Source organism: Paenibacillus sp. D2_2 (assembly GCF_031199965.1).
In the GTDB taxonomy this organism is placed as follows: domain Bacteria; phylum Bacillota; class Bacilli; order Paenibacillales; family Paenibacillaceae; genus Fontibacillus.
Map to the genome: position 1 here is coordinate 2753552 of NZ_CP133605.1, position 17222 is coordinate 2770773.

Annotated in this window: 18 protein-coding genes and 1 pseudogene; 15 read left to right on the forward strand and 4 right to left on the reverse strand. The window is 42.7% G+C overall.

Annotation, left to right across the window (positions count from 1 at the left end; all coding sequences use genetic code 11):
• Positions 1 to 138: 138 nt before the first annotated feature.
• Genes RE628_RS14015 through RE628_RS14025 form a run of 3 tightly spaced genes read left to right on the forward strand, consistent with a single transcriptional unit; the run spans position 139 to position 4097 of the window.
• On the forward strand, positions 139 to 603 hold the full coding sequence (locus RE628_RS14015) for a MarR family winged helix-turn-helix transcriptional regulator (protein WP_309159219.1): 465 nt from the start codon (positions 139 to 141) through the stop codon (positions 601 to 603).
• The gene (locus RE628_RS14020) at positions 587 to 2302 is read left to right on the forward strand and encodes an ABC transporter ATP-binding protein (protein WP_309159220.1); all 1716 of its coding nucleotides are present in this window, start codon (positions 587 to 589) and stop codon (positions 2300 to 2302) included. The genes RE628_RS14015 and RE628_RS14020 overlap by 17 nt, the downstream gene beginning before the upstream one ends.
• Complete coding sequence (locus RE628_RS14025) at positions 2295 to 4097, forward strand: ABC transporter ATP-binding protein (protein WP_309159221.1); 1803 nt, start codon at positions 2295 to 2297, stop codon at positions 4095 to 4097. The genes RE628_RS14020 and RE628_RS14025 overlap by 8 nt, the downstream gene beginning before the upstream one ends.
• Before the next feature lie 128 nt (positions 4098 to 4225).
• Here RE628_RS14025 and RE628_RS14030 read toward each other — a convergent pair.
• Positions 4226 to 5304 (reverse strand): annotated as a pseudogene (locus tag RE628_RS14030) (FAD:protein FMN transferase).
• A gap of 246 nt (positions 5305 to 5550) precedes the next feature.
• A complete protein-coding gene (locus tag RE628_RS14040; RefSeq protein ID WP_309159224.1) occupies positions 5551 to 6666 on the reverse strand; it encodes a serine hydrolase domain-containing protein in 1116 nt (371 codons plus the stop codon).
• Positions 6667 to 6919: 253 nt separating this feature from the next.
• On the opposite strand from RE628_RS14040, the gene RE628_RS14045 reads away from it, so the two are divergent.
• Together RE628_RS14045 and RE628_RS14050 are read left to right on the forward strand one after the other, a co-directional pair.
• Entirely contained in the window at positions 6920 to 7495 is a 576-nt protein-coding gene (locus RE628_RS14045) for an alpha-L-fucosidase (protein WP_309159225.1), read from the forward strand.
• A gap of 38 nt (positions 7496 to 7533) precedes the next feature.
• Positions 7534 to 7890 (forward strand): alpha-L-fucosidase, encoded by a 357-nt coding sequence (locus RE628_RS14050; RefSeq protein WP_309159226.1) that lies wholly within the window; start codon positions 7534 to 7536, stop codon positions 7888 to 7890.
• Between the two features lie 87 nt (positions 7891 to 7977).
• Here the strand turns inward: RE628_RS14050 and RE628_RS14055 are convergent, their stop codons facing one another.
• The gene (locus RE628_RS14055) at positions 7978 to 8856 is read right to left on the reverse strand and encodes an AraC family transcriptional regulator (protein ID WP_309159227.1); all 879 of its coding nucleotides are present in this window, start codon (positions 8854 to 8856) and stop codon (positions 7978 to 7980) included.
• Positions 8857 to 9062: 206 nt separating this feature from the next.
• Between RE628_RS14055 and RE628_RS14060 the strand changes: the two genes are divergently transcribed.
• Positions 9063 to 9410, forward strand: a complete 348-nt coding sequence (locus tag RE628_RS14060) for a VOC family protein (RefSeq protein ID WP_309159228.1) — start codon at positions 9063 to 9065, stop codon at positions 9408 to 9410.
• A 64-nt stretch (positions 9411 to 9474) separates the two neighbouring features.
• Here the strand turns inward: RE628_RS14060 and RE628_RS14065 are convergent, their stop codons facing one another.
• The gene (locus RE628_RS14065) at positions 9475 to 10287 is read right to left on the reverse strand and encodes a class I SAM-dependent methyltransferase (protein ID WP_309159229.1); all 813 of its coding nucleotides are present in this window, start codon (positions 10285 to 10287) and stop codon (positions 9475 to 9477) included.
• A 268-nt stretch (positions 10288 to 10555) separates the two neighbouring features.
• Between RE628_RS14065 and RE628_RS14070 the strand changes: the two genes are divergently transcribed.
• From RE628_RS14070 to RE628_RS14110, 9 genes are all read left to right on the forward strand, one after another.
• Complete coding sequence (locus RE628_RS14070) at positions 10556 to 10933, forward strand: hypothetical protein (RefSeq protein WP_309159230.1); 378 nt, start codon at positions 10556 to 10558, stop codon at positions 10931 to 10933.
• A gap of 35 nt (positions 10934 to 10968) precedes the next feature.
• The gene (locus RE628_RS14075; protein WP_309159231.1) at positions 10969 to 11940 is read left to right on the forward strand and encodes a DUF4832 domain-containing protein; all 972 of its coding nucleotides are present in this window, start codon (positions 10969 to 10971) and stop codon (positions 11938 to 11940) included.
• A 109-nt stretch (positions 11941 to 12049) separates the two neighbouring features.
• Positions 12050 to 12358 (forward strand): hypothetical protein, encoded by a 309-nt coding sequence (locus tag RE628_RS14080; RefSeq protein WP_309159232.1) that lies wholly within the window; start codon positions 12050 to 12052, stop codon positions 12356 to 12358.
• A 125-nt stretch (positions 12359 to 12483) separates the two neighbouring features.
• Positions 12484 to 13209: a helix-turn-helix transcriptional regulator gene (locus RE628_RS14085; RefSeq protein WP_309159233.1), complete on the forward strand. Its 726-nt coding sequence runs from the start codon at positions 12484 to 12486 to the stop codon at positions 13207 to 13209.
• A gap of 143 nt (positions 13210 to 13352) precedes the next feature.
• The gene (gene csaA / locus RE628_RS14090) at positions 13353 to 13682 is read left to right on the forward strand and encodes a chaperone CsaA (RefSeq protein ID WP_309159234.1); all 330 of its coding nucleotides are present in this window, start codon (positions 13353 to 13355) and stop codon (positions 13680 to 13682) included.
• A gap of 211 nt (positions 13683 to 13893) precedes the next feature.
• Positions 13894 to 14187, forward strand: coding sequence for a TetR/AcrR family transcriptional regulator (locus RE628_RS14095; RefSeq protein ID WP_309159235.1), 294 nt, complete (start codon positions 13894 to 13896; stop codon positions 14185 to 14187).
• An 8-nt stretch (positions 14188 to 14195) separates the two neighbouring features.
• Positions 14196 to 14744 (forward strand): hypothetical protein, encoded by a 549-nt coding sequence (locus RE628_RS14100; RefSeq protein ID WP_309159236.1) that lies wholly within the window; start codon positions 14196 to 14198, stop codon positions 14742 to 14744.
• 111 nt (positions 14745 to 14855) lie between these two features.
• Entirely contained in the window at positions 14856 to 16319 is a 1464-nt protein-coding gene (locus tag RE628_RS14105; RefSeq protein WP_309159237.1) for a DHA2 family efflux MFS transporter permease subunit, read from the forward strand.
• A gap of 193 nt (positions 16320 to 16512) precedes the next feature.
• The gene (locus RE628_RS14110; RefSeq protein WP_309159238.1) at positions 16513 to 17061 is read left to right on the forward strand and encodes a hypothetical protein; all 549 of its coding nucleotides are present in this window, start codon (positions 16513 to 16515) and stop codon (positions 17059 to 17061) included.
• Positions 17062 to 17222: the final 161 nt, after the last annotated feature.

Genomic DNA, 17222 nt, shown 5'->3' on the forward strand with positions numbered 1-17222 from the left:
TTCTGTTGTGTTCAGGACTCTCGAAGCTGTGGATTGCATTCATTCAGTAGTTTTCATGCTTGATATTTTGTGGTTGACGGACTATATTTATAAATCATAAGGGTCCTAACGAATTTTATGAACAGGAGGTAAATGCACATGGATGAACTGGAAGTAACGAACCTGATGCTGCTGCGTCAGTTCCGGAAGTGCTCACATCTACAATCACATCGGATGAGCCGCTTTCAAGGGCAAGGGCGGATATTGATTCTGTTGCGCGAGCGTGAGGTGATCACCCAGCGGGAACTGTCAGATATTATGCAGCGACGTGCTGCAACGCTAAGTGAGAAGCTGGAAATTATGGAGAGTAACAGACTGATTACACGAACTAAGAACAGTGCTGATAAGCGAAACATCGACATTCGTCTAACTGATAAGGGCAGAGAGATGGCTTTGGAGGCAGAAAGGAGCGTGCGGAAACCGCAGATACGCTATTTTCTATACTGGATACTGACGAAAAGGTGCAATTACAAGAGATATTGCAGAAGCTATACACCCATTGGCAGAAGGAAGAAATCAACGCGCAGACGAATGGTGAGGCGATGGTATGAAGCTTATTTTTAGTTTTATCCGTAGACATCTTGGGATGTTCTTGACGGCAATGTTTTTTCTGTGCGTGGAAACCTTAGCGGATCTATTGCAGCCTACCTTCATGGCATACATCGTTGATAACGGCGTCAAAGGACAGGATGTGCAGGTGATTCTGTATTATGGAGCCATCATGGTGGGGATTGCAGCGTTAGGGGCACTAGGTGCAGTGATGCGTAATATCTATGCCAGCCGCACCTCACAGACCATCAGCAAAGAGCTACGCGGGGAATTGTATCGGAAGGTGCAAACTCTCTCATTTGAAAATATTGACCGCCTACAGCCTTCCTCCATTATTACGCGCATCACCAACGATGTTACCCAAATTCAGAATTTTATCAACAGCAGTATGCGCATTATGATCAAAGCTCCTATTACTTGCATAGGGGCGGTGATACTAATCATGGTGCAGACGCCACAGCAGATTCCAGTGATGGTAGCCATACTGGTTATTGCTGGCGCGCTGATCGTAGGGAACATGAAACTGGGATATCCTCGGTTTGGCAAGCTGCAGCAGAAACTGGATAAACTGAACGGTGTAAGCAGAGAGTTCTTTTCCTCTATCCGTGTCGTCAAGGCGTTTGGTGCCGAGGCTCAGGAGCAAGAGAAATTCGGGGCTGCAGCTGGTGAGTTTGCCGATGCGGGGATTTCTGCTACTCGGGTGCTTGCTGTGTTCTCGCCACTTATCAATCTTACAGTCAATATGGGTATTATTGCGCTGTTATGGCTATCTGGGTCACAAAATACGGGGCAAATCGGTCGGCTGATGGCATCGGTCAACTATATGACACAGGTGCTTTTTGCTATAGGGATGGTCTCCATGATTCTCAATACGGCGGTACGTGCTCTGGCATCCTCTGAGCGTGTGCAGGAGATTTTGGATGAACAGCCTGCACAACTACAGCCACAGCAGCCGCGGGTGTTCGATGTTAAGGGAGAAGTCTCGTTCAACAATGTGTCTTTCACCTATGCACGCACGGGTAGAGCAGCAATAGAGGGCATTGACTTTACCGCAAACGCAGGAGAAACCATCGGCATCATCGGTCCTACCGGTTCAGGTAAGACTACGCTAGTTAATCTGGTCCCACGATTCTATGATGCAACGCAAGGCCAGGTGCTGATTGATGGGTGTGATGTAACTCAAATGGATACTGAATTGTTGCGTAATGCCATTGCCGTGGTCCCGCAGAAGGCACTACTATTTACAGGCACGATTGCCGATAATCTACGCTTTGGGAACAGTGCGGCAACCGATGAAGAACTTAGGCAAGCCGCCAGAATTGCCAGTGCGGACGATTTTGTGTCTGATTTTACAGATGGATATGAGACCCGGCTTGGACAGGGGGGCGTGAATCTCTCCGGAGGGCAGAAGCAGCGTATATCCATCGCCCGAGCTCTATTGCGGAGGCCGCGTATTCTCATTTTGGATGATTGCACAAGTGCGCTGGATGCTTCTACAGAGGCGGCCGTGCTGAATGGTTTGCGTACGGAGGCAGCAGGTATAACGGTGCTGCTCATCAGTCAGCGCATCTCTACTGTCATGCGTACGGACAGAATTCTCTGCATGGAGGACGGTCAACTACGCGGATTTGGCACGCATCAGGAGTTAATGGAGAATTGTATGGCTTATCGTGCTATCTATGCATCGCAGATCGGAGGCGATCATCTTGAATAAGAGCATGACACCGCCGCCAGGCGGACCGGGCAGGATGCATCGCGGCACACAGACAGTTAAGCCCAAAGACATGAGGGGCACTCTATTAAGATTATGGGAGTTGACCAAGGGACAGCGCAAAGGATTGGGTTGGATACTGCTGTTCTCGGGGCTCGCTTCTGGATCTGCCATCCTATCACCGCTGCTAATCGGAAATATTGTCAACCTGATTGACGCAGGAAACCCAGCGGTTTGGTTACTGGTACTGGTACTGCTTGCTGCACTGTACGTGTCTGACTGGTTAGTACGTTTCTTGCAGCAATTTCTTATGGCTTCCTTGGGGCAGAAAATCATTCTGCACATTCGTAAGCGCCTATTTGCCGTTATGAACAAACTGCCGCTGTCTTTCTTCGACCGTAGGCAGCACGGAGAGTTGATGAGCCGGCTAACGAATGACGTTGATAATATCAGCACTACAATTTCGGATTCACTCACCCAATTATTGATGTATGGATTCACGATTATAGGTGTCTTCATCATCATGTTAAGCCAGAATGTAGTGTTAACCTGTGTTGCGCTGGTGTCGGTTGTATTTATTTTTCTACTCACACGAATCATCACCAGACGTACTCGTAAATTATTCGCTAAGCAACAGGCGATCCTGGGTAAGCTGAATGGTCAGATCGAAGAGAGCGTCTCGGGGCTGAGTATGGTTAAGGCATTCAACCGTGAACAGCAGATGATTGAGCAATTTGAGGAACATAACGAACAATTGCGTAGCGTCTCGACACATGCCTTAATTTGGTCGGGCTATCTGATGCCTATTATGAACGTCATTACAAACCTGAGCTATGTTAGTATCGCCATTGTCAGCGGCGTTATGGCAGCGCACAATATGATTACGGTAGGTATGATCTCCAGTTTCTTGCTGTATTCCAGGCAATTCGGGCGTCCATTTGTTGATATTGCGAACATCTACAACAGCTTCCAAACAGCTGTAGCGGGAGCAGAGCGTATCTTCGAGATTCTTGATGAAGAACCTGAGCCTGCTGATGTTCCTGATGCTCTACCTTTAGAAGCTCCTAGCGGTGAGATTCGGCTCGAACTTGTAAGCTTCGGCTACAAGGCCGGATCGCCAATCCTCAAAGATGTTAGCGTGACAATCCCCGTAGGTACGAGAGTAGCGATTGTTGGGCCTACCGGTGCGGGCAAGACCACGCTGATCAATCTGTTAACTCGCTTTTATGATGTGGATGAAGGTAGTATTCTACTAGATGGACATGATTTACGTGAATACCGCATGCAGGATCTGCGCAGAACCTTCGGTGTCGTACTTCAGGATACATCACTGTTTGGGATGAGCGTGCGCGATAATATTAGCTATGGTAGAGCTGACGTTCCATTTGAAAAGATCCAGGCCGCAGCGGTAACCGCTGGTGCAGATTCATTCATCCGCAGGCTGCCCAAAGGGTACGATACCATCCTTACACAGGGCGGTGCAGCGTTAAGCCAAGGGGAGCGGCAGTTATTAACCATTGCACGAGCGGTGCTGATGGACGCACCCATTCTCATTTTGGATGAAGCGACAAGCTCCGTGGACACGATGACCGAGCAGAGGATACGTGCGGCAATGCTCGCGATTACACAGGGACGCACTTCGTTTGTCATCGCACACCGCCTATCCACGATCAGGGACTCCGATATCATTATACTAATTGAAGGTGGCCGCATAGCTGAACAGGGAACACATGAGCAGCTGATGACACAGGACGGCCAATATGCCTCGATGTATCGTACACAGATAGGAATAGAATAGAAGAGCACAAGAAAGCAGCGGCAGTCACAGACACGAAAGTCTGGGCTGCCGCTGTTTTATTGATGACTAATGACACAAATGTGTCTATATTTGAGTACAGAATTGTTCATAAAGTGGAAAGATAAAAATTAATTTGCATACTTATAGCTGTCATTAGTTTTGTTTAACATTTCCTTGAATCCAGGAGTAGCATACAGCTTCTTGTCTTTGGTAATGAACAAAACTTCCGTGTTAGGAATACTCTCGGCAAATTTCAGACCATCTTCTACACCCATAAGGACAAGTATAGTGGCCATCGTATCAGCAGTGGTTGAACTGTCTGCAATTACTGTGGCACTGCCGATATTATTTTCAGCAGGATAGCCTGTCTTAGGATTGAGGATATGAGGATACATTTTACCGTTTTCTATGAAATAACGTTCGTATATCCCTGAAGTAACAACGGTCTTATCATTGATAGGCACATTACCGATCGGTATGCCACGTTTCTGATCGGGATCCTGAATGCCGATGGTCCAATCTTTGCCGCCGGGCTTCTGGCCCATAGCGTATATGTTGCCGCCCAAATCGATAATAGCGCTGTTGAAGCCTTGATCCGCTAAATATTTATAAACGACATCTGCAGCAAATCCTTTTCCGTAGGCGCCAAGGTCGATTTCCATGCCTTTTTCTGTCAGATACAGCTCATGCTTATCTTTGTTCAATTCTAGCTTCTGATAGTCGCACAGCTTTTGCATGGCAGCTATATCTGCTGCTGTTGGGACATGAGCGCCCTCGTGACCGATATTCCATAGACTAACTAGTCTACCGGCCGTCGGATCCAGTAGCCCGTTTGAACGTTTGGCAAACTCTACGGCATACGCCACAAGATCAAATGTATCCGGGATACTTGAACCGGAGCGATGCCGGCATTCATGTTAACTTTGTAAATTTCACTCTTCTCATTTGTTCTACTGATCTTGTTATCGATCTCTTTAAGTAGAGCATCGATTTCCTGTAAATTTTTCTTGGTCGCGCGATTGTCATAGATTTTAATATTGACTACTGTATCAAAAATAAAGTAGGTTTCCTTCATAGGTTCAACGTTTTGGTTCTGAGTCTCGCTGCCAGAGAGGCTAGCGCTATTGTCTGAACTTCCGCAACCTGCAAGCAGGGAGGCGGCTATGGACATCGTTACCAATAAAATAGCAGCTTTCTTCATTTTCATCGGATTATCCTCTTTTCTGACTGACTAATATCGTCCTTGATTGTAGCAGAAATCTAGCACTACTAAAAGTACTAATTTTCACAAAAGAATATTTCTAATAGTGAAGCATAATGGTGCTGATACAAATATAAAAGGTAGCCAGATTAATAATCGGCTACCTTTATTCAACAAACGTGTCTAGTGACACAATTGTGGTTTGAATCTACAAGCTGCTGAACACGATATTACGTAGCTTGCGCGTAATCGTCATCGTACCGGCATCTTTTTCTGGATCATAAAAAGGATCGTCAGCCCGTCTTGAGGGCTGTTGCAGAAGTATGCTCCTAGCCAGCCGTCCCAACCATATTCGCCCTGGCTGCCGATCAATCCGGCTGTTCTAGGGTCAGTCATGATGCGCATTTGGTTACCGTAACTATAACCGCGGAATGTATGCCATGTGTCAAAGCCTTTTTGCTGCCAATCGGTTAGAGAAGCCGATGTTAAGTATTGAACGGTTCTAGGTCTTAACAATTGGACACCATTGAAGCAGCCTTGGTTCATCAGCATTGTCGTAAATTTGGCAGCATCATCTATTGTGGATGTAAGGCCCGCTCCTCCAGACTCGAATGCCGGCTCTTGATCCATTTGATGGTGGATGCCCAGATGGCTATCAGAATAGAGCTTCAAACCTCCAGCGCCGTCATCCTGATAGGTTTTAGCCAGGCGTTCTCTTTTTTCTTCAGGCAGCCAGAATCCGGTATCCTTCATCTCTAATGGATCGAGTATTTCTTTTCTCAAAAATTGTCCGTACCGCATACCGCTGACTGTTTCCACAATCGCGCCAAGGACATCCGCCGATGCTCCATATTGCCAGTTAGATCCCGGTTCAAATGAAAGGGGACCTTGGCCCAGGCGATTTGCAAATTCAATGGTACTCATTGGGTTTTCATCGTACATACGGCTGCCTAGTTCATTGAACAAAGCCTCCGTGTGCTGCCCACCGTACACCAATCCCAATGTCATATTCAATAAATCGTGAATGTTGACTTCACGAGCGACAGGTACTAGTTCACCGTTTATCTCGACCTGTTGGTCTTTAAAACCTGGAATATAACGGCTTACAGGATCGAACAAATCGATCTCCCCACGTTCCAGCAGCATCATGATGGAAACGGCAGTGAGTGGCTTCGTCATCGAATATAGACGAAATATCGAGTCTCTTGTAATGGGGCGTCCCGCTTCAATGTCGGCCAAGCCGTCTTCATGGTAAAAAACTTCATTGCCGTCCTTGATCACCATAAAATTCGCGCCGGAGATTTCCTGGTTATCAATACACACTCTCAGCGTTTTTTTCAATTGATTGATTACTTGGGTATCTAGCATGTTTGTTATGACTCCTTCACGAATATGTTCATTAGTCGAAAACAGATGTTATACAATTCACTATACAAAATATTAAGCGCTTTCGGGACGGTTGTATAGAAGGATTTACATGAAAGATCGAATCATCGCAGGTAGATAAAGTAGAAATCGTACGATAGGATGTCGCCGTAGGCCGATGAATCCATTGATGCAATCCTTTACAGTGGTAGATATCATCTAAGGATGAGTTAACACAGTTCGAGGAGGCAATGATATGGATCATCAGGTTTTGCAACAACGACAGTTATGGTTCGTGAATCAAAGATTCGGCATGTTTATACATTTTAATAGCGCTACTTTCCAGTTCGCAGATACGGAGATGAAAGACTGGGAATATGGATACGAGAATCATGATGAGCCGCGGAGGTTCCCGTTCGATCCGTCAGAATGGAATCCGGACCAATTAGATTGTACGCAATGGGCACAAGCAGCCAAAGCCGCGGGAATGCGCTTCGCTGCCTTGACGGCCAAGCATCATGAAGGCTTCAGCTTATGGCCAACACAGTATACGGAGCACTGTATTCGAAATGCAACCAGCCAAAGGGATGTCGTTAAGGAATATCTTGACGCGTTCAAGCAGGAGGGAATTGAGGCGGGCCTTTATTTCTCGATGCTTGACCTGCACCACAAAATCGGCCGTAAGAAATGCACCCTTGAAGATAAACAGTTCATTAAAAATCAAATCGAAGAATTGCTGACAGGTTATGGCGACATTCCATTTCTCATCATTGACGGCTGGAACGCCCATTGGGGGGACCGAAGTACGAGGATCTTCCTTTCGAAGAAATAAATGAATTCGTGAAAGGATTTCAACCCAATTGCCTCCTGATGAATATAAGCTGTGAGTCCAATCTAGATCATACCGATATCGTATTCTACGAAAATGCTGCCGGACAGGAGATTGATGATTCTTTCGAGGGGCCGGGAGCTAGCTGTAATATTTTGACGGATACATGGTTCTGGAGAGCATCGGATACGACGATGGATCTTAAAACGACGGATTGGGTCTTAGACAAAACACTTGATGCGAACAGCCATAACGTGACTTTCTTATTAAATGGCGCGCCAAATCAGCATGGACTGCTGGACACTAATATCACCCGACGGTTTAAAGAAATCGGAGAAAGATACAGTAAGTCAGAGGATCTGGTAACAATTCCTTCGAATTGGTTACATCGACCGTAAATGAACCGAAACGATAACGAATATAAAAGCGCTTGTTCATTCAATTGGACAAGCGCTTTTACCCGTATGATGGATACTCAGAACTGTTTAATCCATTTCAATAAACTGGTACCGCTTACGGTATGCTCCTGGCGTAAAGGAAGTGTGACGTTTAAATAGACGCGTGAAATAGTTATTGTCGCTGAACCCGCATCGTGAGCCGATTTGAATGATTGACAGTTCTGAATGTGCTAATAGCTGTTTTGCACGTTCGATCTGAAGATGATGCCTATATTGCATGGGACTCATGCCCGAATACTGCTTCAAGCAGCGGGCTAAATAATCGAAGTGGTAATGTAGGTCATTTTCCATTCCTGTAGAGTCGAAGGGTTGTTCCAAATGTTCAGTCAAATAGGCAGCGACTTGCTCCCCTAGAGAAAGAGAGCGGGCTTGTGGACTGTGGTTTCGCATACTGTATTGCAGTTCTAAAAGAAATCGGCCGAATAATATTTGTAGCTCGTAGGATCGCGATGCAGATAGCATGCTAAGCACATGTAACATTTCCGTAAGCATCGGCAGAATTGAGCGCAAATCGATGGTCGTAAATTTCGGAATATCTACCATACCTGGATGAACCTCGATATCCTGGTCCGTTCGATTGAGCAAAGGCTGTGGCCAGTTTGTTTTGTCGATCAAGGCAGGCGGAGGCGATCCTGGATACTGAAAATGAATCCAATATACTTCCGTCTCGGTATCGGTCGGCCGGTATCCACGATGTATCTTCCCAGGCTCAAGGACCAAGAGCATGCCTTCTTTGATGTCATATGGAATCCCGTCTTCTTCCATGTAGAGCGTACCTTTCACGCAGATAATGATATCGAATGCCCCTAATTGACGCTTCGCATGTACAATCCCTGGCGGCCATAGTGTATGGCCAACAGTGGCGATCATAGGAGGGGGCGGAACATGAAGTTCAAGTACAAGCATATCGGATCACCTATAGAATAGAATGTTGAAATTGTACTATAAATCGATTGTACTGTCAGCATGGATCGGCAGGTCAGTGGCTATGCTTTTTTTCAATTGTTGATGTAAAAGGTAGTATCCTTGAAAAAGGAACTTATATCTAAACCTCGAATATCTAATGTAATCGGATAGCTATAAACTTGATAATAGACAGGAGTTAGATCCAAATGATAAAAGGTTTCGGAGGAATATTTTGGAGAACTAAAAATCTCGAAGTAATAAAAAAATGGTACAGTGAAGTATTGAAGATTGAAATAGGAGATTGGAATGGGGCTGTGATAAAACCCCAATTAGGAAATGAGACTATCTTTTCTTTCTTTACAGAGAATGATAGTTACTTTCCAGCAGACCAACAAGTGATGTTAAATTTCCAAGTAGATAATCTATACGAGACTATTAAGCATCTTGAACATCTTGGTATTCCTCTTGCGAAGAAAGAAGAGATTAGTGAGTTTGGAAAGTTCATTTGGATTGAAGATCCTGATGGCCGACTGATCGAACTTTGGGAGAAATAACGAGATGAAGCAAAAACGCGGCTACTGACATAGATCAGCAGTCGCGTTGTGCTTACGAGGGGTACTATAGTTTTCTGGCTTTGATTACAAAAGTTACAGGAAGCATCTTTGCTTTGTTTGCAAAATCGTTGTTATCGTCGCATGATTGTATTATTTCATCATCAGATTGCTCAATCATCTGCTCAATGACAAATCCCGCTTTGGAGAGCGCATTCACATAGGTTGATAGTTTACGATCCGATAAGGTCAGCGTACTTTCGCCAAGAGATACTGAGTACCAAGATTCATCGAAATAATTCTTTTTAAAAACAAGCTTATTATCTTCTACAGCAACACATTTGTGTATAGGGTGAGACCAACTGAAAATAAATACACCATCTTTTTTAAGGTAAGAAGCGATTCTGCTAAAAGTACCCTCAAGGTCGGTGGTCCAGCCTATAGCATAAACCGAATAAACAAAATCAAAATAATCCTCTGGTATGCCACATTCATCTTCCATAGGAGAACAGATCAATTGTGCCGAAAGACCGCACGCGGTCAAATGCTGCCTTGTCTTTTCGATTTGGTTCTCTGATATATCCGTACCCCATAGTTCAGCTGCATTGCGTTCCCCTAGATATTGCAAGGATTGACCACTTCCACAGCCGATCTCCAGCATCTTCTTTCCCGAGACATCACCAAATAATTGGCAGTTTTCTTCTGTGACAAATGCTCCATAGAGAGGAAGCGAGGTTGCTCCTAAGATGTCACTTCCTTTTGTGTCCCAAAATAAGCTGTTTGTTTGGTGAACAACATTCTTATCCATGTCGACCGAGATGGCGACGCCAGCCTCGCCACCACCAATAATGTTTGGTCTATTCGCAGAATCCTTGTCCATGCAGACACTCTCCCCGAAAATAAATAATATGAGTCTAGACGTATATCCCAACTTGCTCTTTAACCCAATAACACATATAAAATACGAACACGTGTACTATTCATTCCATGATAATGTACCATTTTCCTATTAATAAATCCACGTAAAATATTCCATATATCGTCCATCGAAAATAGTAAAAAGAACTAAAGTAAAATCAAAAAATTGATATTGAGCTACAACGGGGTTCAATTATGATTAAGATAACGACCCAGAAGGAGTGGATAGAATGAGTACTTGCAAAGTCATTGTCACAAGACCGAAAGTAATCGACGATGTTCTGGTTAACCCTGGAATCGGATTTATGACCTTTCAACGTTTTAATGGAGACAAGTTGAACGAAGGGAAAGGTTGGACAGAGGGGTTTCCAATTGTATATCAAGACTTTGATGGAAACTTGGAAAATGAAAATCATCCAATGACTTCGATTGCTTATTTCAGAATCTACTGGAAATACATAGAGCAGGAAAAAGGTAGCTATAATTGGGAGCTCATTGACAAGGCACTCGAGACGACCCGTGCGCGCAAACAAACGCTAATGCTTCGAATAGCCCCATATGGTGCAAACGATGAAGAAATGTCCCCGCTTGGTACCGAGAATTGCTAGGGAAACCAGCTGAAAAGTTTGATGGGCCCGGTTGGATGGTGGATGCGGAAGACCCGACTTATGCCGAATATTTCGGAGGTTTTATCCGTGCTTTAGGAAGAAGATACGACGGTCACCCGGATATGGAAAGCGTCGATCTGTCCATTGTAGGCTCCTGGGGTGAAGGTATCGGTTCGAATTTATTAACTCGTACAACTAGAGAGGCGCTGGTGGATGCGTATACGGATTCCTTCAAAGAAACACCTCTAGTGATGCTGCTGACCGATAAGAATACGAACAGTTATGGTTTGTCCAAAGCCAATGTGGGCTGGCGTGTTGATTGTCTGGGAGATGTGTGTGGCAAAGCATGGGAGTTTTCTGATGACTGGTCGCATATGAACGATTATTATCCGCAGCAACTCATACGCTCAGGCATGCAGGAAGCGTGGAAGAAAGCCCCCGTTTCGTTGGAGGTGTGCTGGGTAGTTCAGCACTGGAAGGATAAGGGGTGGGATATAGATTACATTATTGATCAATCGTTGAAATGGCATATTTCATCCTTTAACGCAAAGTCTTCACCGATCCCCAAAGAATGGGAGTCCAACGTGAATCGTTGGCTTAATAAAATGGGTTATCGCCTGGCATTACGTAAATTTTCGTTCCCTGAGACGGTAAAACCGGGTGGTAAGCTTGCGTTTGCTTCTTGGTGGGAGAATCTAGGTGTCGCTCCATGCTACAAGAAATTCCCTTTGGCGCTGAGACTTAAAAACGATCAATCAACCCAAGTATTCATCACGGAAGCCAATATTAGCGAGTGGCTCCCCGGAGACAGTCTTTTCGATAGTGCCGTATGGATTCCGGCAGATTTGCCATTGGGGAATTATCAGCTTGAGATTGCTATTTTATATGGGCATACCCATCAGCCTGCCATACAACTGGCCAATACCGGAAGACAACCGGACGGTTGGTATTTGCTTGGCAACGTGGAAGTGCAGCTTGAACTTGAATCGCCTGATGTGATCGAATAGCTTCTGGGGGCTTATTTATTGGAGAGCCTTCCAACCTTCGTTGACAGAGGCCCGCTTAACTATTAAGGTTATGAGGGATACAAGGTCATATATTTATTGGAGGATTTTTATGAATCAACGTTTTCAAATTACGAGATCCATGCAACCAAACTCTAGCGATCAAGAGATTTCATTGGAAGAATGCCAAGCTTATTTTTCATCCAAAGCTGACTTTATTTATCAGACGGTGCTGACTGTAAAAGGTGAGGAAAGCACCATGTCTATACCGGGAGATTTCTTTATGTGGAAACATGGAGAAGTTCTTATTCCATTCAGACACTATATGGGAGATCTGTATGTTGCCGTTTCCCATCAAGATGTCGTACCCCTCATGATGGAAATTGCTACTGATCTTCATGCAGATATAGTGGAAGGATAATCGATTGAGCCGCGATCATCGCGGCTTTTTTGTTGTAAAGATATAAGTTCTTTAGGTTAGAGCTTCCAGTATATCTTAGGCAAGGTGATTGGTATGATAAACATAAACTATGGGGGTACAATAAAATGGATACATCAAACGATATAGTGGCTGAACTGCGTACATATACGGCGACACATGCATCACACTCCCATAAACATGCCCATCTAATTATGTCACTGCACGGAGAGCTTGTGGTCAAAAACGGAACGAATCAGCATCTGGTGAACGAGCAAACATTGCTATTTGTTCCGCCCAACCTAGAGCATCATTTTTACTCGACGGTACGTAATGAGTTTTTAGTACTAGATATTCCTAGCGGGTTGGTTTCAGTAAGTGAGATACTGGGTATAGGTATTAGCTGCAAGGCTATCACTGTAAATAATCAATGGAAAGGTATCCAATTTCTTATTCTACAAGAGATGGAGCATCAGTATTCTCACGCGGCACTCAGAGATTTATTTCCTTATATTAACCGCTGCCTGCAACAGAAGAGGAGTATGCCAAGGTCAATTCGTTATATTCATGAACATTATGATGAGCCAATTACGGTTCAAAAACTTGCTGAGTATGAACATTACAATCCCACTTATTATTCTGAATGGTTTATGAAGGAGACGGGGAAATCTCCTTCCTCCTATATACAGGAAGTGAGATTAAATGAGGCCAAGAAGCTGTTGCGAAGCAGTGATATACCTATACTACATATTGCGATTCAAGTAGGGTTTGGGCATCAGTCTTCATTGACACGCTTATTTGTGAAGCATGAACAATTGACACCAAGTCAATACCGTAAGGAGTATAAGAACTAGCCGCTTACATCTGTCATCCGGTCAAAATGATCTGACGTTTAGATAAATCTTCGAGAATATAAATATGTAAAATTAAATACTAGTTGCTAATCGAATAGATGAAAACCGTTGCTGCTCATGATGCGAAAATGGAGGGAACAAAGATGGCAAAAATTGAAGATTTTTTAGAACTAGACTTACGTATCGGTACGATTATAGAAGCAAAACCATTCCCAGAAGCGAGGAAGCCGGCGATTAAACTTATGATTGATTTTGGCGAACTCGGGATCAAGCATTCTTCTGCTCAGATAACACGTAGATATGAACCGGAACAACTAGTTGGCGCCCAAGTGGTAGGTATCGTTAATTTCCCGCCAAGACGTATAGCAGGGTTTAAATCTGAGGTATTGGTGCTCGGCGGGACTCCCGAGGAAGGTGATGTAGTCCTGTTAAAGCCTGATGTACCTATTGCAAATGGCACACCGATTGCCTAGTAATGCTTTATAGCTGTGAGTAGGTAGGAAATCTTGGATGACAGGAGCATTTACTCATATAAAAAGTCGCGGATAACGCGACTTTTTTTGTTTTTACGATATAGAGGTGTTGAATTAAAAGTTTTTTTCAGGTTAGATATAATAAGAGTACTATTTGTGGTAAATCATCAGACGAAGAATGAATATATTTCAAATAAAGGAATGTATATAAATGAATCAAAAAAAAATAAACGTCATTTTAGCAGCACATAAGTTATTCAAAGACAAGGGATATATTGAAACTTCAATTCTTGACATCGTAAAAGAAAGTAATACATCACGAGGTACTTTCTATAATTATTTCTCTTCAAAAGCAGAATTACTTGTTGAGATGAATCAATATTTTGAAGACTTATTAAATCAAGAGCGTACACTTTTCACCATTAACTATCAGCAAGGTGATTCAGTTCAACTATTGCGAGAAATTTTATACCTTACCAAAAAAGAGAACTGGAAAATAAATTAGGGCGAATTATGTCCGAGGCTGCTGGAGAAAAGGAAGTTAATATTTCAGAATATATTGAAACCTTAAAGAAGAATAGAGCATATTGGCTTCACGACTATGTGAATCAAGCGTTTGGAGAGATCTATCCTAATGCAACATGGAATGCTGCAATAATGCTTGAATCCATTATTAATAATTATTTAGGATTTAATATCTTAGTCAAAAATCCAAAACCCATAAATCAAGTGATTGATTATGGTTTGGATCAAGTCATGAATTGCTTAGATAATATGAATCAACATCCTTTGTTTTTACCAAGTGAATGTGAAATTAATGATATGTTATCGAAAGAAGAGCAATTTATTCATGAATCAAATCAATTAATCAAGTGGCTCAATCAATCTTTTGCAGACCATACTAATTATCCATTACTGAAAGAATATGTTGAATTATTATTGCGAAATCGTACTCTAATCGATACGAATCCGGCACTTGTCGCGCACATCAAGCAACATTTTCTGCAAGAATTACACGAGGTATACCCTGAAATTTCAAATTATATTAAACTCATTGTCTAAAATAGACAATGAGTTTTTTGTTGCTTTTTTAAAATAGCTGTAATATAATTCATACAGTTCTAGAACGTGAATACAAAATTGTACTCTGAGTATATTTAAAGGAGGATCATTATGGAGAGAGCGTTACAGCAAACTAAACCAAATTATTTATTAATAGCAAACGTAATGATTGGAGCATTTTTTGCTATTCTATGTAACACACTAATGAGTAACGCCATTCCAACCATAATGAAAGCATTTGATGTTGGAGCATCAAGTGCTACCTGGTTAACAACAGGCTATATGTTAGTGAGTGGTATTATCATTCCAACATCTGCATTTTTCTTAAATAAATTCTCAATTCGTAATTTGTTCTTGTGGAGTATGGGGTTGTTTACGATTGGAACGATAATTGGTGGTTTTGCTCCCAATTTTACATTCCTAATAATAGCACGCATTATTCAAGCATGCGGAGGTTCAATCCTATCTCCATTGTTAATGAACTTATTGTACAGCTCGTTCCCACCAGAAAAGAGAGGGAAATCAATGGGACTAGTAGGGCTTATATTAATTTTCGCCCCAGCGATTGGCCCTACAATTTCTGGTCTCATTTTAGAGGTTGCATCATGGGAATGGTTATTCCATATGATTTGGCCAGTTACCCTTATAATTACAATCATATCGTTTAAAATAATGAAAAAGGATAAAGAAACACAGCCAGGCTCATTGGATGTACTTTCTGTTATACTAAGTGCAATTGGATTCGGTGGTATTATTTATGGCTTCAGTACAGCAAGCAAACAAGGCTGGGATTCTTCAATAGTTATCATTTGTTTAGTTGCAGGAGTTTTAGGATTAGCGGCTTTTGTAATTCGACAGAACTTTCTAGAAAAACCAATGTTAAACTTTAAAATTTTTCTAAACCCAAAATATACGTTATCTATTTTGGTGTTAATTACAACTATTTTCGGTATGTACTCGGTCATGATACCTGTCCCGCTATTCATGCAAAACATTCTTGGAATGACCGCATTAAAATCGGGTTTAATTATGCTTCCAGGTGCCATGATTATGGGTTTACTTGCACCCATTAATGGTAAGTTATTTGATCGGTTTGGAATTCGTCCACTTATTTTAGTTGGTTTTCCTTTTATGATTGTAGCATCTGTCATTTTGGGGAATTTAGGATTAGAGACTGCTTCTTGGGTAATTTGTATAACATACGCCATTCGTTTGATTGGCGTGGGGATGGTTCAGATGCCTCTTCAAACAAACGCACTCAATGCGTTAAAACCAGAAGAAATATCTCATGGTACGGCGATGAACAGTACGTTAGGTCAAACCGTTGGGGCAATCACTTCAAGTCTTATCGTTACGTTGATATCAAATCGTACAGTATTTCATGGCAAGGAAATGCTAGAAGAGCAAAAAGCCAACATGATAGGGATGTCTGCTGACGCGATTCAAAAACTGAAAGAAACAATCTCAATAGACGCCTTTATTGCCGGGAACAATGATACTTTCCTATTTTCGATTGTTATCGCAGTGATTGGTTTAGTAGTAGGTTTATGTTTGAAAAGTAAAAAGAAGATCTGATCTTGATGAGCTTCAATACCGCCTCTCCCGAAGGAGATGGCCGGAAGCGTTAAGTGAAGTAGGTTGGAAATTATGGCGTTACTAACACATGCTTGAACTAGTTCGTTATGACTATATTACTACTTTCTTCCTGTTCCATTAAACCTATTACTGTTATTATGTAAAAATAACAAAAAAGGTGAGGAACATAGGCATGGCAAAAAAAATAAATATCATATTATCTTTTCTAATAGCAATCATCATTTCGTTCTGCTTAGGCGTGTATTTCTCGCCTGACTTAGGTTTTAATCGGAGTGGATCGACTACAGTCAAGGCAGGGCAACCATTGGCTGATGCTTATGCTGATAGTGAGCAAACGGAAGATCCTGTAAATAAACCATCAAAGGGAAATGACGAAGAAGAAGTTATATCCGACGCAGATGATCAAATCGTTGCAGACGAATCGGATGTTACCCAGGTTAAAGCGGAGAATCGTATCAGCGATCCAAGTGAATTCAGATTCGGCGTCAACACCGTGAATGGTATCACTTTGAGTTGGTGGGTCAATAATTTGACCGACAAAACGATCAACTACTATACTGTGAAACTTAGTACCTTTAATCCTGTAGGAGATCCTTCATATGACCAGCACAGCGGTGACAGCACCTTCAAAATACGTTATGTCGGACCAGTCGAGCCCGGGAAGAATTCGGTGTGTTCAGTCGCTTCACCTATCAAGCTACTTTGGATTCGATTCGTATAGACGAGGTTGAATTGGAATATGCGGATGGTACAAAAGAAAGCATCATCTACAATCGCACGACTTCGGACGATAGTGGACTTGATAGTAGATAATGAATGAACTACGCATAGAATGAATCTGCTCATCACATAATACTCCTTGAGGAAACAGTGTTTTTCTCA